Consider the following 23,426-nt stretch of genomic DNA (forward strand, 5'->3'; position numbering starts at 1 on the left):
GACGTGAACAAAGCTCAATCGCCGCTGCTTACAGCAACGATCCGCAATCAGTCGCTGGGGCTCGGGCTCCTGGCGCTGGTGCTGTTTATTGTCGGCAACTGGCACCAGGCAATCATCGGCTTTGACTCGCGTTTCGTGGTGTTTGCCCAGGAAATGCTGCGCCATGGACCGAGTTTTTTCCCCACCACCTATGGCCAGCCTTACGCGGACTACCTGGCGACCTCGACCCTGCTGACCTGGCTGTTGTCCCTGCCGTTTGGCGAGGTCAGCAGCCTCACCGCGTGGTTGCCCACCTCCATCGCCTCGGCGGTGATCGTGGTGCTGGTGTATCGCCTTACGGCGCCCTACTCCACGCGCTGGGGTTTGCTCAGCATCGCGATGCTGCTGCTCAGCAGCACCTTCATCAGCGAAACCCGCGCGGTGTCGCTGGACCAGATGCTCGCGGCCATCGCCTTGACCGTGTTCTATCTGGGCTATGCCCATGACCACTTCGGGGCAGCCAAACGCTTGCATTGGCTGTTTTTGCTGCTGATCCTGGGCTTTGCGGTGCGTGGGCCAATCGGCCTGGTGATCCCCACTGGCGTGCTGTGCAGCTATTACCTGATCAACCGCCAATGGCGCCAACTGTTCACCTTCGGCTTTATCGCGCTGGCAGTGCTGGCGGCGTGTGTCGGCCTGTTGTTGCTGCTGGCCAAGCTCAGTGGTGGCGAAGACTTCATGCAGGACGTGATCCGCATGCAGTTCCTGGGGCGTATGGACGGCACCGAAGGTTCCAGCGGGGTTTTGTATTACTTCACCAGTTCCATGGGCAACTACGCGCTGGCTTATCCGCTGGCGTTGCTGGTGCTCCTGGCAATCGCCATCGGCGGTCGTCGGTCACCCGACCCGGCACTGAAACTGGTGCTGTATTGCGCGGCGGCAGGTTTGCTGGTGATGCTCGGCCTGTCGGTCCCTCAGGCGAAGAAGGCACGTTACATCCTGCCGATGCTGCCCATGGCGGCGATCATTGCGGCCTACCCGTTCCAGGTCACCCAGGGGCGGCTGTTCGCCTGGCTGCGCGGCTTGATGCTGGGCATCTGGACGCTGCTGCCAGCGCTGCTGGTGATCGGGCTGGTGGTGGCGCGCAAGCGTTACCCGGCACAGCTGGACAACCTGGGCGTGGTCTTCGGCGTGCTTGGCGTGCTTCAGGTCGTGTCGCTGCTGTCACTGCTCAAGGCGCGTCTACGCCCGCTGGGGTCGGCACTCGCGGCGGTGCTGGCGCTGTGGTCGACCTACATTGTGGTGGTCGAGCCATTGGAGCGTACGCTTTACGACACCCGCACATTCAGCCTTGGCGTCAAAGAACAGATCATGCAGCAACCGGCCCCCGTGGTGCTGCATGGCTTGGGCAAAGATGCAAAAGCCATCAAGTTCATGGTCAACTTCAACTGCGATAAGGTGCCGCTGTTTACCCAGTCGGCTGCAGACCTGGCGCCACTGCAAGGTCCGGCATGGCTGGTAATGAGCACGAAAGACTTCGAAAATCTGCAGGATCCGCGCTTGCGTTCGATCACCCCGACACTCACCGGGGAGTTCGACAAAGACCCGTATGTGTTGCTCCATCTAGAGAAAGTCAGCGCGCCGTAATTACGCTGACAGTGGTCTGACGGAAACAGCGCCCACTCCTTCAAGAGTGGGCGTTTTTCGTTATGACTGCCCGGAAAGCCCCTACATGGCTATGCGTAAACGCTGGCGCACTTTGCCTTTCGATGCCCGGAACCCAAATGTAGACTCCTTTGTCATGTGCGTTAACTATCTACTACCGGGCGCCGTCAGCCTTCCACGCACACAGACCTGCTTGATCAAAAGGGCAATGCCGTGCCAGAAGACCTGTTGCTTATCCCTGCGCCGAGGCTGGATCGCTTGATGGCGTTGCGCGATGCCTTGGTGGCATTGAAGGGGCCTTTGGCCGACGACCCTGCCTTGCGGGAGAACCTGCAAAGGCAGCTGTTCAACGAAGAGGCTGATAGCCGCGTGCTCGGACGCATCAGCACGCCGCTGCCGCAACCGACGCATCGCATCACCTATGACGAGGGTCACTAACTGCATTATTTTTGCATTTAACCCTCATTAATATGCATTGGCGCCATAGCATCAAGCTCGGCACACTGCACAGGTTCCTCCCCCAAATGTTGGAACGTTCAAAGGGCTTATCCGGGCAACCAGGCGAGCCTTTTTTTTCGTCTGCTGCTTTATGGATCGTGTCGATGCTCGCTCGCTGGTTACCCGCTGCAATCAATACCCGCCCCGTCGAATGGAGCCGCGCCGCCATTGGCATGGCCTTGGGCACGCTATTGAGTGTCTGGGTGTGTGCCCAGGTATTCGGTATGGAAGTCGCCTTGCACCTGCTCGGCCCGCTGGGGGCATCGGCGGTTTTGCTGTTTGCCGTGTCCTCCGGTGCGTTGGCACTGCCCTGGTCGATTATCGGCAGCTACTTGTGCGCTGCCATTGTGGCTCTGCTGGTGGCGCGGGTGCTTGGCCGCACGCTGGGCAGCGCATGCCTGGCTGCGGGCATGACCGTCGTGTTGATTTGCTGGCTGCGCTGCCTGCACCCGCCCGCCGGTGGCTTGGCCATGACGCTGGTGCTCGCCGATCCGGCCTCTATCGCCCTGGGTTGGCAGGAAGTGGGGCCGGTGATGCTCGGGGCTGGCGCGCTGCTGGCCGGTGCGCTGGCCTATAACAACGTGACACGCACGCTTTACCCCAAAGGCGCGATCGAATCGCCCGCCGTGGTCCTGGGCAGCACAGCGCCGGTGACAGATGCCGCCATCACGGCAGCCGATCTGAAACTGGCCCTGGCCGAGATGGAACGGTTCTTTGATGTGGAGCCGACGGAGTTGGAGCAACTGATTCACGCGGCTGAAGGGCATGCCCGGCGCCGCAGCATCGGTGAAGTGCTGGGTGGCCGCAGCGCTGCATAAATGCAAAAACGACCTGCATGATTCCGGGTTGTACTGGGCAAATTTGCACTGGTACGATCGCGAGATAGTTCGTGCGCGAACATCTTGATAAAGAACAATAAAAGCAGGGAGTTAGTGATGACTGCTCAGGTTTCATCCGAAGCAAGCCACACCAGGATTCTTCAGGGCGAGGTGCTGGCCGAAGTCCGTAACCATATTGGCCACCTCACCCTCAACCGCCCCGCTGGCTTGAATGCCATCACTCTGGAGATGGTCCGCAGCCTGACCACACAACTGTTGGCTTGGGAGAGCGATCCGCAGGTGTATGCCGTGGCCCTGCGCGGTGCCGGTGAAAAAGCGTTCTGCGCCGGTGGCGACATTCGCTCTCTCTACGACAGCTTCAAGCAGGGCGACAGCCTGCACCAGGACTTCTTCGTCGAGGAATACGCCCTCGACCTGGCAATTCACCATTACCACAAGCCCGTGCTGGCCCTGATGGACGGCTTTGTCCTCGGCGGTGGCATGGGCCTGGTGCAAGGCGCCGACTTGCGTGTGGTGACCGAGCGCAGCCGCCTGGCGATGCCGGAAGTGGCCATTGGTTATTTCCCGGACGTAGGTGGCAGCTATTTCCTCTCGCGCATCCCTGGTGAGCTGGGGGTTTACCTGGGTGTCACCGGCGTGCAGATTCGCGCCGCCGATGCGCTGTACTGCGGGCTGGCGGACTGGTGTATCGACAGCGCGAAACTCGCCGAACTCGATCAGAAGCTCGACCACCTGCAATGGCAGGATTCGCCGCTCAAGGACCTGCAGGGCGTATTGGCAAAGCTCGCGGTACAACAATTGCCCGATGCCCCGCTGGCCGCGCTGCGCCCGGTGATCGACCACTTCTTTGCGTTGCCGGATGTGCCGAGCATGGTCGAGCAACTGCAGCAAGTCACTGTCGCCGACAGCCACGAATGGGCGCTCAGCACCGCCGCCCTGATGCAGACCCGCTCGCCGCTGGCAATGGCCGTGACCCTGCAGATGCTGCGCCGTGGCCGGCGCTTGTCGCTAGAGCAGTGCTTCGCATTGGAATTGCACCTGGATCGCCAGTGGTTCGAACGCGGCGATCTGATCGAAGGCGTTCGCGCGTTGATTATCGACAAGGATAAAACCCCGCACTGGAACCCCGCGACGATCCATGAGTTGGACGCCAGCCATGTCGAGAGCTTCTTCAGTGACTTCAAGCAGAGTGGGAAATAAGCCATGCAAGATATTGAATACACTGAAGAACAAGTGATGATTCGCGACATGGCGCGCGACTTTGCCCGTGGCGAAATCGCCCCGCATGCGCAAGCCTGGGAAAAAGCCGGCTGGATCGATGACGCCCTGGTCGCGAAGATGGGCGAACTCGGCTTGCTGGGCATGGTGGTGCCGGAAGAATGGGGCGGCACCTATGTCGACTACGTGGCGTATGCCCTGGCGGTCGAGGAGATTTCCGCCGGTGATGGCGCCACCGGCGCACTCATGAGTATCCATAATTCAGTCGGTTGCGGGCCAATCCTCAACTACGGCACCGATGCGCAGAAACACACCTGGCTGGCTGACCTGGCCAGCGGCCAGGCCATTGGTTGCTTCTGCCTCACCGAGCCTCAGGCCGGTTCCGAAGCCCATAACCTGCGCACCCGCGCCGAACTGCGCGACGGCCAGTGGGTGATCACCGGTGCCAAGCAGTTCGTCAGCAATGGCAAGCGCGCCAAGTTGGCCATTGTGTTTGCGGTGACGGACCCGGAACTGGGCAAGAAAGGTATTTCTGCCTTCCTGGTGCCCACTGACACACCAGGCTTTGTGGTCGACCGTACCGAACACAAGATGGGCATTCGTGCCTCGGACACCTGCGCCGTCACGCTGAACCAGTGCACAGTACCCGAAGCCAACCTGTTGGGTGAACGCGGCAAGGGCCTGGCCATCGCCCTGTCCAACCTCGAGGGTGGACGCATCGGCATTGCCGCCCAAGCGTTGGGCATCGCCCGTGCGGCGTTTGAGGCGGCGCTGGCGTATGCGCGTGATCGGGTGCAATTCAACAAGGCGATTATCGAGCACCAAAGCATTGCCAACCTGCTGGCCGACATGCAGACCCAGCTCAATGCCGCCCGCCTGCTGATCCTGCACGCCGCACGCCTGCGCAGCGCCGGCAAGCCGTGCCTGTCGGAAGCCTCCCAGGCCAAGCTGTTTGCTTCGGAGATGGCCGAAAAGGTCTGCTCCTCGGCGATGCAGGTCCATGGCGGGTATGGGTATCTTGAGGACTACCCGGTGGAGCGCTACTACCGGGATGCGCGGATTACGCAGATTTACGAAGGCACCAGCGAGATTCAGCGGATGGTGATTGCCAGGGAGCTGAAGAACTACCCGCTCTAAAAGCCACACAAGACCAATGTGGGAGCTGGCTTGTCGAATCGTCGCACCGCTGCGATAGCATCACCTCGGTCTAACCGATAAACCGAGGTGTCTGCATCGCAGGCAAGCCAGCTCCCACATTTTGATCTTCAGTGTTTACGGCCGGGTTACTGGTCCTTGAACTCCGGCGCGCGCTTGGCCACAAACGCCGCCATGCCTTCCTTCTGGTCCTGGGTGGCAAACGCGGCATGGAACACCCGCCGCTCAAAGCGCACGCCTTCAGACAGGCTCACCTCAAACGCACGGTTCACGCTTTCCTTGACCATCATGCTGATCGGCACGGACTTGCCGGCAATCAAGGTCGCGGTTTTCAGCGCTTCTTCAAGCAGGTCATCGGCCGGCACAATGCGCGCCACAATCCCGCAGCGCTCAGCTTCAACGGCATCAATAAAGCGCCCGGTCAGGCACATTTCCATGGCCTTGGCCTTGCCCACGGCGCGGGTCAGCCGTTGGGTGCCGCCCATGCCGGGCAGTACGCCGAGGTTGATTTCCGGCTGGCCGAACCTGGCGCCGTCACCGGCCAGGATAAAGTCGCACATCAAGGCCAGTTCACAGCCGCCGCCCAGGGCGAAACCGTTGACCGCAGCAATGATCGGCTTGCGGCGGTTGGCGACGCGGTCGCTGTCGCTGAACAGGTCGTCGAGGTAGATCTGCGGGTAGGTCAGCTCGGCCATCTCTTTGATGTCGGCGCCGGCGGCGAAGGCTTTTTTCGAGCCGGTCAGCACGATGCAGCCGATCTGCGGGTCGGCTTCCAGGCCGTCCAGTGCCTGGTTCAACTCGCTGACCAACTGGGCGTTCAAGGCGTTCAGGGCTTGCGGGCGATTGAGGGTAATCAGCCCGACGCGGCCCTGGACTTCGAGCAAAAGGGTTTCGTAACTCATGTATCGGCTCCTTAAAGGTTGCGTGAGATGACCATGCGCTGAATATCGCTGGTGCCTTCGTAAATCTGGCAGACCCGCACATCGCGGTAGATCCGCTCCAATGGGAAGTCGCTCAGGTAACCGTAACCGCCCAGGGTTTGCAAGGCGGCCGAGCAGACTTTTTCGGCCATTTCCGAAGCAAACAGCTTGGCCATCGACGCCTCGACCAAGGCCGGCTTGCCGCTGTCACGCAGGGCTGCGGCGTAATGCACCATCTGCCTGGCCACCGCGATTTGCGTGGCCATGTCGGCCAACCGGAAGGCCACGGCCTGGTGTTCGATCAGCGCCTTGCCGAAGCTTTCGCGCTCACGGGCATAGTCACGCGCGGCTTCGAAGGCGGCGCGGGCCATGCCCACCGATTGCGAGGCGATGCCGACGCGGCCGCCTTCGAGGTTGGCCAGGGCGATCCTGTAGCCTTCGCCCTCCTCGCCCAAACGGTTGGCGACTGGCACTTTTACGTCTTCGAAGAGGATCTGGCAGGTGTCGGACGCATGTTGACCGAGTTTGTCTTCAACCCGCGCCACCGTGTAGCCCGGCGAGTCGGTCGGCACGATAAACGCGCTGATCCCACGCTTGCCTGCGGCCGGGTCGGTGACGGCAAACACAATCACGACTCCGGCGTTCTGCCCGGAGGTAATGAACTGTTTGCAGCCATTGAGCACGTAATGGTCGCCCTCAAGGCGTGCGCGGGTTTTCAGGCTGCTGGCATCGGAGCCTGCCTGCGGCTCGGTCAACGCAAAGGCACCGAGCATGGCGCCACTGGCCAGCGGCGTGAGGAACTGCTGTTTCTGCCGTTCGTTACCGAATTTGAGGATTGGCACGCAACCCACCGAGTTGTGCACACTCATGATGGTCGAGCACGCGCCATCGCCGGCGGCAATTTCTTCCAGGGCCATGGCGTAGGCCAGGTAGCCCGTGTCGCAACCACCCCACTGCTCCGGCACCAGCATGCCGAAAAAGCCCAGCTCGGCCATTTCGCCAATGGCTTCCTTGGGGAAACGGTGCTCGCGGTCCCATTCGGCGGCGAAGGGTTTCAGGCGTTCCTGGGCAAATTGCCGGGCCGCTTCGCTGATTTGCAGTTGTTCGTCATTGGGTAGCATGTTGAGTCCTTAATACAGGCATTCGACGGCCATGGCCGTGGCTTCACCGCCGCCGATACAAATGGCGGCAACCCCGCGCTTGAGGCCTTTCTGGCGCAGGGCCGAGAGCAACGTCACCAGGATGCGCGCACCGGAAGCACCAATTGGATGCCCCAAGGCACAGGCGCCGCCGTGAATATTGACCTTGCTGTGGGGGATTTCCAGCTTGCTCATGGTCACCAGGCTGACCACCGCGAAAGCTTCGTTGATTTCAAACAGGTCAACGTCGCCCAGGTTCCAGCCGGTCTTGCTCATGAGCTTGCGAATCGCACCCACGGGCGCCACCGGGAACAGCCCCGGCTCGTCGGCAAAGGCCGCATGCCCGTAGATCACCGCCAAGGGCTTGAGGCCACGCTGTTGCGCCTCGGACTGGCGCATCAACAGCAACGCCGCCGCACCATCGGAAATCGAGCTGGAGTTGGCCGCCGTCACCGTGCCGCCCTCGCGGAACGCCGGTTTCAGGCTGGCGATCTTGTCCAGCTTGGCCTTGGGCGGTTGCTCGTCATGCAGGATGGTCTTTTGCTCTTTGCCGACGGTGACCTGCACCGGGACGATCTCAGCAGCAAAGCTGCCATGGGTGATGGCCTCTTGCGCGCGGGTCAGCGAGGCAATGGCGAAGGCGTCCTGGGCTTCACGGGTGAAGCCATTGTGCTCGGCGCAGTCTTCGGCAAAGGTGCCCATCAGGCGGCCCTTGTCGTAGGCGTCTTCGAGGCCGTCGAGGAACATATGGTCAAGCACCTTGCCGTGGCCCATGCGGTAGCCGCTGCGCGCGCGGTCGAGCAGGTACGGCGCGTTGGACATGCTTTCCATGCCGCCGGCGACCACCACGTCGACACTGCCGGCCAGCAGCGAGTCGTGGGCGAGGATGGTCGCTTCCATGCCCGAGCCGCACATCTTGTTCAAGGTGGTGCAGCGCGTGGCCTTGTCCAGCCCGGCGCCCAGCGCCGCTTGACGCGCAGGCGCCTGGCCCAGGCCCGCGGGCAGCACGCAGCCGAACAGCACTTCGTCCACGGCATCCGGGGCAATCCCGGCGCGTTCGACGGCGGCGCGGATCGCTGCAGCGCCCAGTTGCGGCGCGGTCAGGCCCTTGAGGTCGCCCTGGAAGCCGCCCATGGGTGTGCGCACGGCGCTGACAATAACAATCGGATCGTTCATGGGGTGTTCTCCTTACTTGGCTGCCATACGCAAGGCGCCGTCGAGACGGATCACCTCGCCATTGAGCATGCTGTTTTCAATGATGTGGCGTACCAGCGCGGCGTACTCGGACGGTTTGCCCAGGCGTGGCGGGAATGGCACACCCGCGGCCAGGGAATCGCGCACTTCGGGGGTCATGCCGGCCATCATCGGCGTTTCGAAAATGCCCGGGGCAATAGTCATCACGCGGATGCCAAAGCGCGCCAGTTCGCGGGCAGCGGGCAAGGTCAGGCTGGCGATGGCGCCTTTGGAGGCGGCATACGCCGCCTGGCCTATCTGCCCGTCAAAGGCGGCTACCGACGCGGTGTTGATGATCACGCCGCGCTCACCGTCGGCGTTCGCCGCGGTTTCAGCGATGGCGGCAGCCGCCAGGCGCAACAGGTTGAAGCTGCCGATCAGGTTGACGTTGATCACCTGGGCAAAGCTGGCCAAGGCGTGTGGGCCATTTTTGCCGAGGATTTTTTCGCCGCGTACCACCCCGGCGCAGTTCACCAGGCCGTGCAGGCCGCCAAAGGCTGCAACGGCGGCGTGTACGGCCGCTTCGGCGGCGGCTTCCTGGCTGATATCGGCCACAGCGCTGCGGGCGTTATCGCCCAGTTGCTTGGCTTTGGCCGCCACAGCGTCGGCGTTCAGGTCGACCAGCATCACCTTGGCACCAGCGGCAATCAACATCTCAGCGGTGGCCGCGCCGAGGCCCGAAGCACCGCCGCTGACCAGGAATACCTTGTTTTCAATCTGCATCATTGTTTCCTTAAAAGTGGATCAGGCGATGGCCTGTGCCTTCGCAATTTCCTGATTACGCAAAATAAAACGTTGCAGCTTGCCGCTCGGGGTCTTGGGCAAGTCGCTGACAAATTCGATTTCCCGTGGGTAGGCGTGGGCCGCCAAACGCTTGCGCACGTGCAGACGCAACTCCTCGGCCAGCTCGGGCGTAGCGCGGTACTGTTCGTTGATCACCACAAAGGCTTTGACCAGCTCGGTGCGCTCCGGGCAGGGTTTGCCGACCACAGCGGCTTCGATCACGGCCGGGTGCTCGACCAGTGCGCTTTCGACATCGAATGGCCCTACGCGGTAGCCCGATGTGGTGATCACATCGTCACTGCGCCCGACAAAGCTGATGCTGCCGTCCGGGTTGAGCTCCACGGTGTCGCCACTGAGGTAGTACTTGCCGACAAACGCCTTGGTCTTTACGCCGTCGTAGCCGGCGAACCAGCACATCGGCGACTGTTCACGGTCGATGGCGAGAATACCGGGCTGGCCTGCCGGCAATTCCTGGTTCTGATCATCGAGCACCACAATGCGGTGGCCCGGTGAGGCAAAGCCCGCAGAGCCGACATGCACGGGGTGTTCCAGGCCGTGGTGGTTGCACAGCACCATGCCCAGTTCGGTCTGGCCGTAATGGTCATGAATGGTCACGCCCAGGTTGTCGGCAAACCAGCGGATCACTTCCGGGTTCAGCGGCTCGCCGGCGCTGCTGACGATACGCAGCTTGCCCTTGATAGCGCGCGCGAACTGTTCGCCACCAGCAATCAGCAGGCGGTAAGCGGTGGGCGAACCGGTGAGGTTGGTAATCCCATATTTATTGATCACCCGGCAGGTGCTTTCTAGGGTGAACGGCCCATCGTAGAACGTAATCGGGTGGCCCATGGACAACGGCCCGGTCACGCCAAAATAGATGCCATAGGCCCAGCCCGGGTCGGCGACATTCCAAAACGCGTCTTCGGGACGCAAATCCACCGCGTCGCGGGTGTAGCTCTGGAAGGCGACAATGGCCTTGAGCGGCACCGACAGGGCTTTTGACGGGCCGGTGGTGCCCGAGGTGAACATCAGCAGGAACGGGGCTTCTGCGCCCAGCAGCACCGGTTCGCAGGTATTCGAATAGTTCGGCAGTTCAGCCCAGAAGCTGTAGTCGCCGCGCACGATGCCTTCGCCCTTGTCCCCGGCCACCGTGACGATGGTCGGGCAGCCTTCGACTTCAGCCAGCTTGGGGCGGTTGACCGCATCCGTGACCACCAGTACGGCGCCGGAGCTGTTCAGCCGATGCTCGATGGCCTTGGGTCCGAAGGCGGTAAACAGCGGCTGATACACCGCGCCGATACGCCAGGTGGCGAACACCACCACCAATAACTCTGCCGTGCGTGGCAGCAGCCCCGCCACCTTGTCACCCTGTTGCACGCCTTGGGCCAGGAGGAAATTGGCAAAGCGCGCCGCCTGGTCCTGCAATTGGGTGAAGGTCACACTGGCGCTGCGCCCATCCTTACCTTCCCAAAACAACGCAATGCGCCCCGGCAGCGCGTGGCGATCGCAACACTCCACACAGGCATTCAGGGCTTGCAGGTTGCCGGACAGGGCGGCGTTGACGGTGTGCTGGTAGTCGAAGGCAGTGGTGGCAGCCAAATACTCACGCATGGTTCCAAATCCTTGTGTGTTTTTATTTTCAGGACATTTTTCACGACGAGAATCGCTGAAATAGTCGCTCTAGAGCGCTTTGGCGGCAATGGTCAAAGCCTTCAACTTGGCTGACTGGTTTGGCCAATCATTGATCCGGCTTATCAGCCGGTCAGCCGCAGTGATTGGACGCTCTGGGCGCAAACTCCTAATCTCCAGGCCTGCGCCGCCAAAGAAGCCGTGTCCCGATGATCGTCCGCCCCAAACCCAACCTAATGGGTATCCTGTTTTCCCTTAAAGGTTCGATTGCCAAGCGCATTGCCTTGCGCAGCCTGATGGTCACGTTGCTGGCTTCAGTGATCGTGCTGGTGGAGACCCTGCACCCGGCCTACTTCTCCAAGGTCAATGCCACGCCGTTCACCTTGCTCGGGTTGTCGTTGTCGATCTTCATGAGCTTTCGCAACAACGCCTGCTACGACCGTTGGTGGGAAGGCCGCAAGCAACTGGGGCAGATGATCATTGAGGTGCGCTCGCTGATTCGCGAAACCCAAGTGCTGGGCAACTCACCCGAGCGCGCCAGCCTGCTGCGTGGGGTGTGCGGGTTTGCCCACGGCCTGGTCGCGCACCTGCGCCGTGAAGACGAGGCCCGCGTTATCACACCCTGGATAACTGTTGACCGGGCGCATCCCAATCTCCCCGACAACGTGCTGCAACAACTGGGCGCGCGCTTTTCGCGGCTGGCCGAACAGGGTGTGATCAGTGAATGGCGCTACACCCAGCTGGAAACCCGGCTGGTCAGCCTCAGCCTGGTGCAGGCCGCCTGCGAGCGGATCAAGAGCACGCCACTGCCCTTCCCTTACACGCTGCTATTGCACCGCACCATCTACCTGTTCTGCATTTTGCTGCCGTTCGCCATGGCCGAACCGCTGGGCTGGTTGACGCCGGTGTTCACCGCCATCGTCAGCTACACGTTCTTCGGTTTGGATGAAATCGGTGATGATCTGGAAGACCCGTTCGGTTTTGATGAAAACGATCTGCCCTGCAATGCGATAGTGCGCACCCTGGAGCGCGAGATTCTCGCCGCCCTGGGCGAGATCGATCTGCCTCCTGCCCTGGAACCAGTGGAATACGTGCTCGGCTGATACGGGTTTGACACTCGTCGTGGTCTGACCGAAGCTTGAGGCTTTGCGATTAGCTGCCCCCAGCTTTTGGACGCCTGCATGTCAAAGTCACGCCGTTACTCCATCGTCGGCCTGTGCGCCCTGTTGTTGCTTGTCTTGGTCACCTGGTTTTTCTCCCGCTCCACTCCGGTGGCCGTGCCGCCGGCGATCGCCCATGGTTACGCCAAGGCGTTGAAGCAAGCACGTAACGGCGAACCCGGCGCCGCCCGTGTGCTGTATCAACAGCTAGGCCGCCCGGACCTGTCACCTGAACGCCGCGCGGCGCTACACGCCGAACTGCCCAATTACCCAAGCCCTCAGGCGTTGAAGCTGGCGGATAAAGACCTGGCTGATGAGTCGCCGTTGGTTCGTGAAGCTGCGATTCACAGTATTGTTGGCCTGGTGCCCAGCGGCCAACGCACCTTACTGCTTGGCCCGGCACTGGACGATCCTGAACAAGCCGTGCGTTTTGCCGCCGCCAACGCCCTGCTCGGCCTGTCGCCGGATACCCTGGGCCTGTATTTCGGGCCTTTGCAGCAAGTGCTCGATGAGTTTGTGAAAAAGCTCAAGGCTGAGCCCGAAACCGCCGAAGGCTGGATTCAGCTCGCGCGCTTGTACATCCACAGCGCCCTGCTGCCGGACGCGCAACATGCACTGGAGCAGGCCATGCGCCTGCAACCGGACAACCTGCAAGCTGTGGTCGCACAAATCGAATTGCTCGATAAGCAGGGCAAGACCGATGAGTCCCGCCAGTTGCTGGCGCGGCAATTGGCGGCACATCCGGAGTCGGCCTACCTGCAACACGCCCTGGGCATGTGGCTGTTGCACCATGGGGAGCGGCCATACGCGTTGCTTGGCCTGTCCAAAGCCGTGGAGCTTGAGCCTGACAATCAGGATTACCGCTTCGACCTCGCCACCACGCTGCACGACCAGGAAGAGGTGGACGCCGCCCAGCGTCAGCTGGAAGAAATCGTCCAGCGCCACCCCGCCAATCGCAAGGCGCGTGTGTTGCTGGTCAGCTATTGGAAGGAAACCGGGCAGTTGCAGAATGTGCAGGTGCTACTGGCGCAGCTGGAGCAGCAGAATCCGGATGATCCGGCATTGCAGCAAGGGCTTTAGTTTCGCGCGCTATGTGGGAGCTGGCTTGCCTGCGATGCAGACACCTCGGTCTGACAGATAAACCGAGGTGATGCTATCGCAGGCAAGCCAGCTCCCACACAAAAGCAGCGCTTTGGCGCAGGTCACAAATCCACCACGATTTATACGACAGGTTGAACCGCCACAACCCGCTACGGTCAAGTAAATATGGCGCGTCCAAGCCGACGCGCCTCCCTTTACTTGTACGTGACCCGAGGGCACTTCTTGTCTACATCCAAAGAGCTGTTCAGTGAAAAGGCGGCCACCGGCATCGAAGGTCTTGATGACATTCTTTCCGGGGGGCTATCACGCAGCCACCTGTTCCTGCTGGAAGGCGAACCCGGCACCGGGAAAACCACCGTAGCGCTGCACTTTCTGCAAGCCGGCGCGAAAAACGGTGAGCGATCCTTGTACATCACCCTGTCAGAAACCGAACGCGAGTTGCGTCAGGGCGCCAAGTCCCACGGCTGGGACCTGGACGACAACATTCACATCTTCGAGCTGACCCCGCCAGAAAGCCTGCTCAACGCCGAGCACCAGCAAAGCCTGCTGTATTCCTCCGACCTGGAACTGGGTGAGGCAACCCGGCAGATTTTTGAAGTGGTGGAACGGATCAAGCCCACCCGCGTGGTGGTCGACAGCCTTTCGGAAATCCGCCTGCTGGCCCAAAGCTCGCTGCGCTATCGCCGCCAGATCCTGGCGATCAAACACTACTTTGTGCGCTACGACGCCACCGTCCTGCTGCTTGACGACCTGACCACCGAATCCCTGGATAAAACCGTGCACAGCGTGGCCCACGGCGTAATTCGTCTGGAAGAGCTGACGCCCACTTACGGCGCTGAACGCCGCCGCATCCGCGTGGTGAAGTACCGTGGCCAGAAATACCGTGGTGGCTTTCACGACTTCACCATCATGCAAGACGGCATCCACGTGTTCCCACGCCTGGTGGCCGCCGAGCATCGTGGTGGTTACGTGCGTCAGACTTTGAGCAGTGGCATCCGTGAAATGGACGCCTTGATGGGCGGCGGCGTAGAAACCGGCTCCAGCACGCTTATCCTCGGCCCGGCCGGTACCGGCAAATCGTTGATCTCGATGATCTTTGCCGCCGCCGCAGTGTCGCGTGGCGAAAAAGCTGCGCTGTTTATTTTCGATGAAGAGCTGGGCCTGTTGTTCGAACGCATGAAAAATATGGGTATCGACCTCGCCGCGCTGCAAGACACCGGTAACCTGCTGATCGAGCAGGTGGACGCGGCAGAGCTGTCGCCAGGCGAATTCTCCCACCGAGTCAGGCGTTGCGTCGATGAACGCGGGATCAAAACCGTGGTCATCGACAGTATCAACGGCTACCAGGCAGCGATGCCTGAGGAAAACTCTCTGATCCTGCATATGCACGAGTTGCTGCTGTACCTGAACCGTCGCGGCGCGGCGACGTTCATGACGGTGGCCCAACATGGGTTGGTAGGCGACATGCAGGCCCCCGTCGATATTACTTACCTGGCTGATACCGTGATCCTGTTGCGTTATTTCGAAGCACTCGGCAAGGTCCGCCGGGCCATTTCGATCATCAAGAAACGTACCGGCAGCCACGAGTCCACCATTCGTGAATACCGTATCGGCGGCAGTGGTTTGACAGTGGGCGAGCCGCTCGACAACTTCCAGGGCGTACTGCGCGGTATCCCGACTTATATGGGCGCCGGTTCCCCACTGCTCAAGGAAGAGGGCGTGTGACCGGCCTTTCTCCCCTCTCCGAGCGCGCAATTATTCTCGCGCCACTGGGCCGTGACGGCTCCCTGGCGCTGATGATGCTCAAGGAAGCCGGCTACACCGGCATGGTTGCCGGGAACCTGACTGAACTCTGCGAAGCACTTGGGCAAGGCGTCGGTATGTTGGTGATTGCCGCTGAAGCCCTGCGCGGTGTCGATCTGGAGCCCCTGCTGCATTACCTGCATGAGCAGCCGGCCTGGTCCGATTTGCCCATCGTGCTGATGACCCACCATGGCGGCCGTGAACAGAACGGCTCATCCCACCTGAGTGGCCTGCTGGGCAACGTGACCTTCCTGGAGCGCCCTTTCCATCCAGTAACCCTGATCAGTCTGGTGAGCGCGGCCCTGCGCGGCCGGCGCCGGCAATACGAAGCGCGTGACCGCCTGATCGACTTGAGCGAGAGCGAGTTGCGCCTGCAACGCACCCTGGAAACCCTTGAGCAGCAGGTTGAAGAGCGCACGGCGCAACTGCGCAACAACGAAGATGCGCTGCGCCAGTCACAGAAAATGGAGGCCGTCGGCCAGTTGACCGGCGGTATCGCCCATGACTTCAACAACATGCTCACCGGCATTATCGGCAGCCTGGAGCTGCTGCGCAGGCGGGTGGCCCGCGGCAAGTTGGACGACCTGGACAGCTTGATCGACTTGGGCGTGACCTCGGCCAACCGCGCTGCCGGCCTGACCCACCGCTTGCTGGCGTTTTCACGGCGCCAGTCGCTGGACCCCAAACCCGTGGAGATCAACCAGTTGGTCAGTTCCATGGGTGAACTGCTGCAACGCAGTATCAATGAAAGCATCGCCTTGGACATGCGTCTGGCCGATGAACTCTGGACCGCCGAGGCCGACCCCAATCAGCTGGAAAGCGCCCTGCTCAACCTGGTGATCAATGCGCGCGATGCCATGCCCAGCGGCGGTAGCCTGACCGTTGAGACCACCAACCGCCACCTCGACAATGTGTTCACGGCCGCCTATGGCACCTTGCTGCCAGGCGATTACGTGGAACTGAGCGTCAGCGACACCGGCTGTGGTATTCCCGAAAGTCTGTTGGGCCGCGTCTTCGACCCGTTCTTCACGACCAAGCCGATCGGCCAGGGCACCGGCCTCGGCTTGTCGATGATCTACGGCTTTGCCCGCCAATCCCATGGCCATGTCACCATCCATAGTGAAGTCGGCAAGGGCACGACAGTCAGCCTGTTCCTGCCGCGTTTTATCGGGGAGCGCGTCGCGGACGCCGTCACCAACCCGGCACTGCTGCCATTCGCCAATGCCGGTGAGACGGTATTGATCGTCGAAGACGACGCCGCCGTACGCGTACTGGTCAGCGCAGTGCTCAAGGAATTGGGCTATGCCTTTGTCGAGGCTGGCGATGCCAATACCGCCGTGCCGATCATCGAATCCGACCAACGCATTGACCTGTTGATCAGTGATGTGGGCTTGCCCGGCATGAACGGGCGGCAGCTGGCAGAAATCGGGCGGCAATTGCGCCCGGAGCTCAAGGTATTGTTTATCACTGGCTACGCCGAGCATGCGGCGGTGCGCGGCGGGTTCCTGGACCCAGGGATGCAACTGATCACCAAGCCGTTCACCTTCGACCTGCTGACGGCCAAGGTGCGTGAGATGATCAAGCAATAGGGCTGCTGCGAGGCAGCCCTATTGCTTCAGGCCAGCAGGCGCTGGATATGCTCTTGCAAGGTATCCAGATCAAACGGCTTGGCCAGGATTGGCGCGTTGCGCGTGATCGGGCTGTTGCAGTCGAGTATTTCTTGCGGGTAACCGCTGATAAAGATCACTTTCAATTCAGGTCGCAGCTTGATCGCAGGCTCAGCGATCTGCACCCCGGAAATCCCGCCCGGCAGGCGGTAATCCGTGACCATCAGGTCCAGGTGCGGCTTGGTCGCCAGAATCTCGAAGGCCTGCTCCCCATCGATCGCCTTCAGCACCCGGTAGCCCAGGCCTGCCAGGTATTCACCCAGCACAAACATAATGGATTCGTCGTCTTCGACGATCAGTACGACATCTTGTGCATCTTCACTCATGGGAAGCCTTTGTCCGGTCAGTTGCTGCAAGTACGACCATGGGGTCACGCAGAGGTTGCGTCGAGGCGACGATTGATTTCATTGCGGCTCGCCAAGTGGCAGGCACACCCTGAACAACGCGCCCTCGCCTATCTGGCTTTCCACCTCGATGGTGCCGCCATGGGCCGTCACGATCTGCTCGGAAATAAACAGCCCCAAGCCCAGGCCTGCCGCTACATGGCTGGCCGAAACGCGTTCGAATTGCTGGAAAATGCGCTTCTGGTTGTCTGCGCTGATGCCGATGCCACGGTCACGCACCTCGACGCGCGCCTCACCGTGCTCGGTGTACACACGCACATCCACTGGGCTTTTGGCACCGTAACGCAAAGCGTTGGTGAGCAGGTTGGTGACCACTTGCTCAATACGGAACTCATCCCAATTGCCCTCCACAGGTTCATCGGCAACCAGGTGCATCGAAGAACCGGCGGATGCCACTTGCGGGGCGAAGTTTTTCACCAGGTTGCGCACCAGTTGCGCCAGGTCAAAGCGCGCCGGGCGAATCGACAGTTTGCCGGTGCGGATGCGCGACACGTCGAGCATGTCCTCGATCAGGCGGATAAGGCTCTGGATCTGGCGCTCGTCGCGGTCAACCATGGCGTGCATCTTGTCCAGGGTAAACGCGGCGGCGTTATCCCGAGCCAGGTGCATCTTGCGCAGCTGCGTTTCCAGGATCAGCCCGTTAAGCGGTGTGCGCACTTCGTGAGCGACGATCGACATGAAGTCGTCACGCATGCGCACGGCCTGCTCAAGCTCCGCCTGGGTGGCCTGCAGGCGCGTCAGCAGCAGCTCCTGCTCGCGGCGGCTGCGCTCCAGGGCTTCGACCTGCTGTTTCATGGCCTTGCTCTGGCGGTACAAGTCGACGAACACATTGACCTTGCTTTTCACCGCATGGATATCCAGCGGCTTGTGCAAAAAATCCACCGCACCGCTTTCATAGCCTTTGAAGGCATAGTTGAGTTCGCGGCCGGCGGCGCTGACGAACACAATCGGGATGTTCTTGGTCTTTTCGGTGCCGCGCATCAGTTCGGCCAGCTCGAAACCGTTCATGCCGGGCATCTGCACATCGAGAATCGCCATGGCGAACTCATGCTCCAGCAACAGTGACAAGGCCTCGTCAGCGCTCAAGGCCTTGAAAACCTGCCGATCTTCGCGCTTGATCAGCGCCTCAAGGGCCAGCAGGTTTTCCGGCAGATCGTCGACGATCAGCAGTTTGGCCTGGACAGTACTTAACATGGGGAAGATTCCAGGGAAGCCAGCAGTGAGCCAATCCGGCTCAAGGTGAGAATATGATCAGGTGTGTGCAAGGCCAGCGCCGCCAAGGGCATCACGGCGATACGTGCTTCTGTGGGCTCTTGGACGATGGTGGTGCCTCCCGAGTCTTTGACGTGGGCAAGGCCACGCGCGCCATCCTGGTTGGCGCCGGTCAGCAGAATCGCCAGCAGGCTGTTGCCGTAGGTGTCGGCAGCCGAGGCGAACAGGTAATCGATGGCCGGCCGCGAATGGTGCACGCGGTCTTCCTGGCTCATCGACAGGCTACGGTCGCTTTCTACCGACAGGTGATAGCCGGGGCCGGCGAAATACAGGGTGCCTGGCGTAATCGTTTCCTTGTCGCGTGCTTCTTGCACCGGAATGCTCAGGCGCCGCGCAAAGACTTCGGCCAGCTGGCTGCGGCGCTCATCCGGCAGGTGCAACACGGCAATAATCGGCAAACTGAAGGTGTCAGGCAACGTACCAAAAATCGTCAGCAACGCCTCAACACCGCCGGCGGAGGCGCCGACGACGATGGCTTCAATCCCGCGTGGCGGGTTAGTTGCGGCCTCGCTCATGATTTTCGGTAGATCCGTTCCTGTTTGACCAAGGGTTCGAATTGCTTGCTGTAGGCGGAGAAATCCAGGGTTTCCTTACTGCCCAGCACCAGGAAGCCGCGATGGCACAGCGATTCATGAAACAACCCAAACGCTCGATCCTGTAACTTTTTATTGAAATAAATCAATACGTTACGGCATGAAATTAACTGAGTTTCTGAGAAGACGCTATCGGTTGCCAGGCTGTGATCGGCAAAGGTCACGTTCTCGCGCAGCGTCTTGTCGAAGATCGCGTAATCGTAAGCCGCTGTGTAGTAGTCGGCAAATGAACGTTGGCCGCCCGCCTGCTGATAATTGGCAGTGTACGCACGCACGTTCTCCAGGGAGAAAATCCCTTGCTTGGCTTTGTCCAGGGACGCCGGGTTGATGTCCGTGGCGTAAATGATGGTGCGCTCCAGCAAACCCTCTTCGCGCAGCAGGATCGCCATGGAGTACACCTCCTCGCCCGTGCTGCACCCGGCGATCCAGATTTTGATCGACGGGTAGGTCTTGAGCAGCGGCACCACTTCCCGGCGAATCGCCAGAAAGTGCGACGGGTCGCGAAACATCTCGCTCACCGGGATCGTCAGAAACTGCAGCAACTGCATGAACGCCGTCGGATCATGCAACACCCGCTCCTGCAGCGCAGAAATGGTCGCGCAATCGAACTGGCGCAGTGCGTGGGCCACGCGGCGCTTGACGGACGCGCCGGAATAGTCGCGAAAGTCGTAGCTGTACTTGAGGTAAATCGCCTCAATCAGCAGGCGCAGCTCAATGTCGCTGCTTTTTTCCAAGAAAACTTGCTCCACTTAAATGCGTTCCATCTTCGGCAGCCATACGCGAATCAGCGAGAACAGCCGGTCCAGGTCAATCGGCTTGGCCAGGTAATCGTTGGAGCCCGCCGCGAGGCAGCGCTCCTGATCATCCTTCATGGCTTTGGCCGTCACTGCAATAATCGGCAGTTTCTTCCAGCGTGGGTCCTGGCGGATCAAGGCAGTCGCCTCGTAACCGTCCATCTCCGGCATCATTACGTCCATCAGCACCAGGTCGATGTCCTCGACTTCATTGAGTTTGTCGATGGCTTCATGACCGTTACGCCCGATCACCACCACCGCGCCTTTGTGCTCCAGGGCACTGGTCAGGGCGAAGATGTTGCGCACATCGTCGTCGACCAGCAGGATCTTGCGCCCCTCGAAGACCTTGTCGCGGCTGCGGGCGGTCTTGAGCATCTTCTGGCGGTCATGGGACAGCTGGGATTCAACTTTGTGCAGAAACAGTGTCACTTCGTCCAGCAAGCGTTCAGGTGAGCGCGCGCCTTTGATGATGATCGAGCGCGAATACTTGCGCAGCTCGGCTTCTTCATCGCGGGTCAGGTTACGCCCGGTGTACACGATCACCGGCGGGAACGAGCAGATATCCTCGGTGGCCATGCGCTTGAGCAGCTCATTGCCGAGCATGTCCGGCAGCTTGAGGTCGATGATCATACAGTCGTAGACATTAGTGCGCAGCAGGTCCAAGGCGGCCTGCGCGTAGCCGACGTCGGTGATTTCGATGTCATCGTCGCCGATCAGGCGGGCAATGCTGTCGCGCTGCAGGTCATCGTCCTCCACCAGCAACACGCGCTTGACCTTCTGGGTCAGCTTGGCTTCCAGGCGCGCAAACACGTCCTTGAGCTCTTCGCGGGTGGTCGGCTTCACCGCATAACCGATGGCGCCCATGTGCATGGCGGCTTCGACGCGGTCTTCAACGGAGATCACATGCACGGGAATGTGGCGGGTATTGGCGTGCTCCTTGAGGCGTTGCAACACGGTCAGCCCGGAATGGTCGGGCAGGCGCATGTCCAGCAGAATCGCGTCCGGGATGTACTCCTCGGCCAGACTGTAGCCTTCATCTGCGCCGTGGGCGACCAGGCAGTTGTAGCCCAGTTCGTGGGCCAGGTCGTAAAGGATGCGGGCGAAATTGGGTTCATCTTCCACCACCAGGATGCAGCGGGTAGCGAACGGTGCCTTGTCGCGGTCGTCGGCAAAGCGCGGAATCTGCTTGGCATCGCCCACCGGCAGCGGTGAGATCGCGATGGGCTTGGGTGCAGGTGCCGCCACCACTTGGCGCGGCGGCTCGATCGGCGCGGCACCTTCCTCGCGCTCTACATATTGCTCCGGCAGTACCAGGGTGAATACGCTGCCCTTGCCCGGTTCGCTGGTCACGCTGATATAGCCGCCGAGCAAGGTCGCCAGATCACGGGAGATCGACAGGCCCAGCCCGGTGCCGCCGTAACGGCGGTTGGTGGTGCCATCGGCCTGGCGGAAGGCTTCGAAGATACTTTCCTGCTGGTCTGGCGCGATGCCAATGCCCGAGTCGCGCACGGTAAAGGCTACGCCCTCCCCTGGTGCACGGGATACCGACAGGCTGACATCACCCTGCTCGGTAAACTTGACCGCGTTGGACAGCAGGTTCTTGAGGATCTGCTCCAGGCGCTGGCGGTCGGTGAACAGCATCGGCGGCGCATCCGCTTGAATGTCCACCTGGAAGCCCAGCTTGCGGTCAGCCGCCAGCGGCTCGAACATCCCGCGCAGGCCATCGACCAGGCGCGCCACGCTGGAGTTTTCCGGGCGCATTTCCAGCTTGCCGGCTTCGACCTTGGAAATGTCCAGAATATCGTTGATCAGGTTCAACAGGTCGTTGCCCGCCGAATAGATCGACTCGGCAAACTTGACCTGCTCGGTGCTGAGGTTTTCCTGCGGGTTCTCGGCGAGCAATTTGGCCAGAATCAACGAGCTGTTGAGCGGCGTGCGCAGCTCGTGGGACATGTTGGCGAGGAATTCGGACTTGTACTTGCTGGAGCGCTGCAGCTCGTCGGCACGGTCTTCCAGTTCCAGTTGAGCCTTGTTCAACTCGACGTTCTTGCGATCCATGGCGTCACGCTGTTCGGCCAGAGTCTGGGTCTGTTCGGCCAGTTGCTCGTTGGTCTGCTCAAGCTCAGCCTGCTGGGTTTCCAGATGGGCCTGGGACTCCTTGAGGATACGTGACTGTTCTTCGAGCTCTTCGTTGGCGGTTTTGAGTTCTTCCTGCTGCACTTGCAGCTCTTCGTTGAGCTGCTGGGTTTCGGCGAGCACTTCCTGCAGGCGTTGGCGATAGCGCGCCGCTTCGATGGAGGTGCCGATATTGCCGGCAATCAGCTCCAGCAGCTCGACGTCACGATCATCCAACGGGCGCAGGAAGCCGAGTTCGATCACGCCGTTGACGCGATCATCGTCGCTGGTCGGTACCACCAGTACGCTGCGGGTCGAACCTTCGCCCAGGCCGGAACTGACCTTGAAGTAATCCACCGGCACATCATCCAGGCGAATCAGGCGATCAAGCTGGGCGGCCTGCCCGACGATGCCTTCGTCGCTGTAGATCGCCTGCTCTTTTTGCTCCTGCTCGCGGGAAAACCCATAGGTGGCCACGCGCTTGAGGCCGCCGTGCTCTTCGCGCACATACAGCGCCGCTACCGCCGAGCCCATGTATTGGGCGAAAAACTGCAGGATATTGCGCCCAAGCATGTTCAGCGTCAGTTGGCCGAGCACCTGTTCGGCCAGTTCGGTCTGGCCGTTACGCAGCCAGGCCTGTTGCTCCAGGCGCCGGGCGATCTTCTGTTGTGACGCGAGGTTTGCGCTGTAACTCTCTGACAATGCGAGTAAATTCTTTCTACCGATGTAGGCCAGAAAACCGCTCAGTCCAAGCACGAAGGCCAGGTACAAGGTCACGCTGATGATCGTGGTGCGGGTGACATCGGCATTGCGCGTGACACGGAACGCTTGCTCCATCGCCACCGCATCCGTGTATTCGTTGCGAATCGCGTCGGTCAGGCTCTTGCCGCGGCCGGCCTGCACCGCCCCGCGGTAATCGCCACTGCTGCGCTGCAAGTCGATCATCGATTGGGCGTACTTGTTCCACTCGTATTGCATCGACTCCAGACGCTTGAGGCGGTCGACCTGCTGTGGGTTGTCCGCCACCAGCTCCTGCAGGTTGCGCAGGTCACCAATGATGCGGGGCTTGGCCACTTCGTAAGGGTCGAGGAAATGCTCGTCGCCAGTGATCAGAAAGCCACGCAGGCCGGTTTCCAGGTCCACCGTCAGCTTGGATGACTCATTGAGGTTATTGATAACCCGGTCGGTGTGCTCCACCCACTGGATAACCGACAGCAAATAAGTGATCAGGCAGACGAAAAACACCGCGCTGAGCACGCCGACGCCCAAGGGTAACGCGACGTTTCGGCTCAACAGGGTACGGAAGCTCTTTTCATCGACGGACGACGCGGGAGTCATGGGCATGCCTTGGCCAAGTGCGGAAAAAGGGGGAGTTTGCCCGAATATCAGGGGGCAAGGCTATGTTTGTGCGTTGTTTTGAAGCGCTGGCCTACAGGCTGCGAGTGAGTTACACGCCAATTCG

General features: G+C 60.8%; 19 protein-coding genes. 9 read left to right on the forward strand and 10 right to left on the reverse strand.

Annotated elements, in window-relative coordinates; translation table 11 throughout:
• Window positions 1-3 precede the first annotated feature (3 nt).
• From GIW28_RS15965 to GIW28_RS15985, 5 genes are all read left to right on the forward strand, one after another.
• A complete protein-coding gene (locus tag GIW28_RS15965) occupies window positions 4-1,626 on the forward strand; it encodes an ArnT family glycosyltransferase (RefSeq protein WP_236447791.1) in 1,623 nt (540 codons plus the stop codon).
• 267 nt (window positions 1,627-1,893) lie between these two features.
• Window positions 1,894-2,082 (forward strand): type VI secretion system contractile sheath small subunit, encoded by a 189-nt coding sequence (locus GIW28_RS15970; RefSeq protein ID WP_256349256.1) that lies wholly within the window; start codon window positions 1,894-1,896, stop codon window positions 2,080-2,082.
• A gap of 164 nt (window positions 2,083-2,246) precedes the next feature.
• Window positions 2,247-2,960 (forward strand): HPP family protein, encoded by a 714-nt coding sequence (locus tag GIW28_RS15975; protein ID WP_236459042.1) that lies wholly within the window; start codon window positions 2,247-2,249, stop codon window positions 2,958-2,960.
• A gap of 117 nt (window positions 2,961-3,077) precedes the next feature.
• Window positions 3,078-4,181 (forward strand): enoyl-CoA hydratase/isomerase family protein, encoded by a 1,104-nt coding sequence (locus tag GIW28_RS15980; RefSeq protein ID WP_236447793.1) that lies wholly within the window; start codon window positions 3,078-3,080, stop codon window positions 4,179-4,181.
• Window positions 4,182-4,184: 3 nt separating this feature from the next.
• Window positions 4,185-5,336 (forward strand): acyl-CoA dehydrogenase family protein, encoded by a 1,152-nt coding sequence (locus GIW28_RS15985; RefSeq protein WP_236447794.1) that lies wholly within the window; start codon window positions 4,185-4,187, stop codon window positions 5,334-5,336.
• Window positions 5,337-5,482: 146 nt separating this feature from the next.
• On the opposite strand, the gene GIW28_RS15990 is transcribed toward GIW28_RS15985, so the two are convergent.
• The 5 genes from GIW28_RS15990 to GIW28_RS16010 are packed head-to-tail and all read right to left on the reverse strand — an operon-like array spanning window position 5,483 to window position 11,037.
• Window positions 5,483-6,256, reverse strand: a complete 774-nt coding sequence (locus GIW28_RS15990; RefSeq protein WP_017138783.1) for an enoyl-CoA hydratase — start codon at window positions 6,254-6,256, stop codon at window positions 5,483-5,485.
• An 11-nt stretch (window positions 6,257-6,267) separates the two neighbouring features.
• Window positions 6,268-7,395, reverse strand: a complete 1,128-nt coding sequence (locus GIW28_RS15995) for an acyl-CoA dehydrogenase (RefSeq protein WP_236447575.1) — start codon at window positions 7,393-7,395, stop codon at window positions 6,268-6,270.
• A gap of 9 nt (window positions 7,396-7,404) precedes the next feature.
• Window positions 7,405-8,589, reverse strand: a complete 1,185-nt coding sequence (locus GIW28_RS16000) for an acetyl-CoA C-acyltransferase (protein ID WP_099549744.1) — start codon at window positions 8,587-8,589, stop codon at window positions 7,405-7,407.
• Between the two features lie 12 nt (window positions 8,590-8,601).
• Window positions 8,602-9,369: an SDR family NAD(P)-dependent oxidoreductase gene (locus tag GIW28_RS16005; RefSeq protein WP_099549743.1), complete on the reverse strand. Its 768-nt coding sequence runs from the start codon at window positions 9,367-9,369 to the stop codon at window positions 8,602-8,604.
• Window positions 9,370-9,390: 21 nt separating this feature from the next.
• Window positions 9,391-11,037, reverse strand: coding sequence for an AMP-binding protein (locus GIW28_RS16010; RefSeq protein WP_017138788.1), 1,647 nt, complete (start codon window positions 11,035-11,037; stop codon window positions 9,391-9,393).
• Between the two features lie 227 nt (window positions 11,038-11,264).
• Here GIW28_RS16010 and GIW28_RS16015 point away from each other — a divergent pair, with 227 nt between their 5' ends.
• From GIW28_RS16015 to GIW28_RS16030, 4 genes are all read left to right on the forward strand, one after another.
• A complete protein-coding gene (locus GIW28_RS16015) occupies window positions 11,265-12,158 on the forward strand; it encodes a bestrophin family protein (protein WP_099549742.1) in 894 nt (297 codons plus the stop codon).
• Window positions 12,159-12,236: 78 nt separating this feature from the next.
• Entirely contained in the window at window positions 12,237-13,295 is a 1,059-nt protein-coding gene (locus GIW28_RS16020) for a HEAT repeat domain-containing protein (protein WP_017138790.1), read from the forward strand.
• Window positions 13,296-13,538: 243 nt separating this feature from the next.
• The gene (locus tag GIW28_RS16025; protein ID WP_017138791.1) at window positions 13,539-15,041 is read left to right on the forward strand and encodes an ATPase domain-containing protein; all 1,503 of its coding nucleotides are present in this window, start codon (window positions 13,539-13,541) and stop codon (window positions 15,039-15,041) included.
• On the forward strand, window positions 15,038-16,708 hold the full coding sequence (locus GIW28_RS16030; RefSeq protein ID WP_017138792.1) for an ATP-binding protein: 1,671 nt from the start codon (window positions 15,038-15,040) through the stop codon (window positions 16,706-16,708). Before GIW28_RS16025 ends, GIW28_RS16030 begins: the two co-directional genes overlap by 4 nt.
• Window positions 16,709-16,734: 26 nt before the next feature.
• On the opposite strand, the gene GIW28_RS16035 is transcribed toward GIW28_RS16030, so the two are convergent.
• The 5 genes from GIW28_RS16035 to GIW28_RS16055 all read right to left on the reverse strand — a co-directional run bounded on the left by GIW28_RS16035 (window position 16,735) and on the right by GIW28_RS16055 (window position 23,302).
• Window positions 16,735-17,112, reverse strand: a complete 378-nt coding sequence (locus GIW28_RS16035) for a response regulator (RefSeq protein ID WP_003217591.1) — start codon at window positions 17,110-17,112, stop codon at window positions 16,735-16,737.
• 78 nt (window positions 17,113-17,190) lie between these two features.
• Window positions 17,191-18,384 (reverse strand): hybrid sensor histidine kinase/response regulator, encoded by a 1,194-nt coding sequence (locus GIW28_RS16040; RefSeq protein WP_017138793.1) that lies wholly within the window; start codon window positions 18,382-18,384, stop codon window positions 17,191-17,193.
• Window positions 18,378-18,977, reverse strand: coding sequence for a chemotaxis protein CheB (locus tag GIW28_RS16045; protein ID WP_017138794.1), 600 nt, complete (start codon window positions 18,975-18,977; stop codon window positions 18,378-18,380). Before GIW28_RS16045 ends, GIW28_RS16040 begins: the two co-directional genes overlap by 7 nt.
• The gene (locus GIW28_RS16050) at window positions 18,974-19,804 is read right to left on the reverse strand and encodes a CheR family methyltransferase (RefSeq protein ID WP_017138795.1); all 831 of its coding nucleotides are present in this window, start codon (window positions 19,802-19,804) and stop codon (window positions 18,974-18,976) included. Before GIW28_RS16050 ends, GIW28_RS16045 begins: the two co-directional genes overlap by 4 nt.
• Entirely contained in the window at window positions 19,805-23,302 is a 3,498-nt protein-coding gene (locus GIW28_RS16055; protein ID WP_236459041.1) for a response regulator, read from the reverse strand. It abuts the gene before it with no gap.
• Window positions 23,303-23,426: the final 124 nt, after the last annotated feature.

It is taken from the genome of Pseudomonas sp. PA-5-4B (assembly GCF_021606215.1).
Taxonomy (GTDB): Bacteria; Pseudomonadota; Gammaproteobacteria; order Pseudomonadales; family Pseudomonadaceae; genus Aquipseudomonas; species Aquipseudomonas edaphica.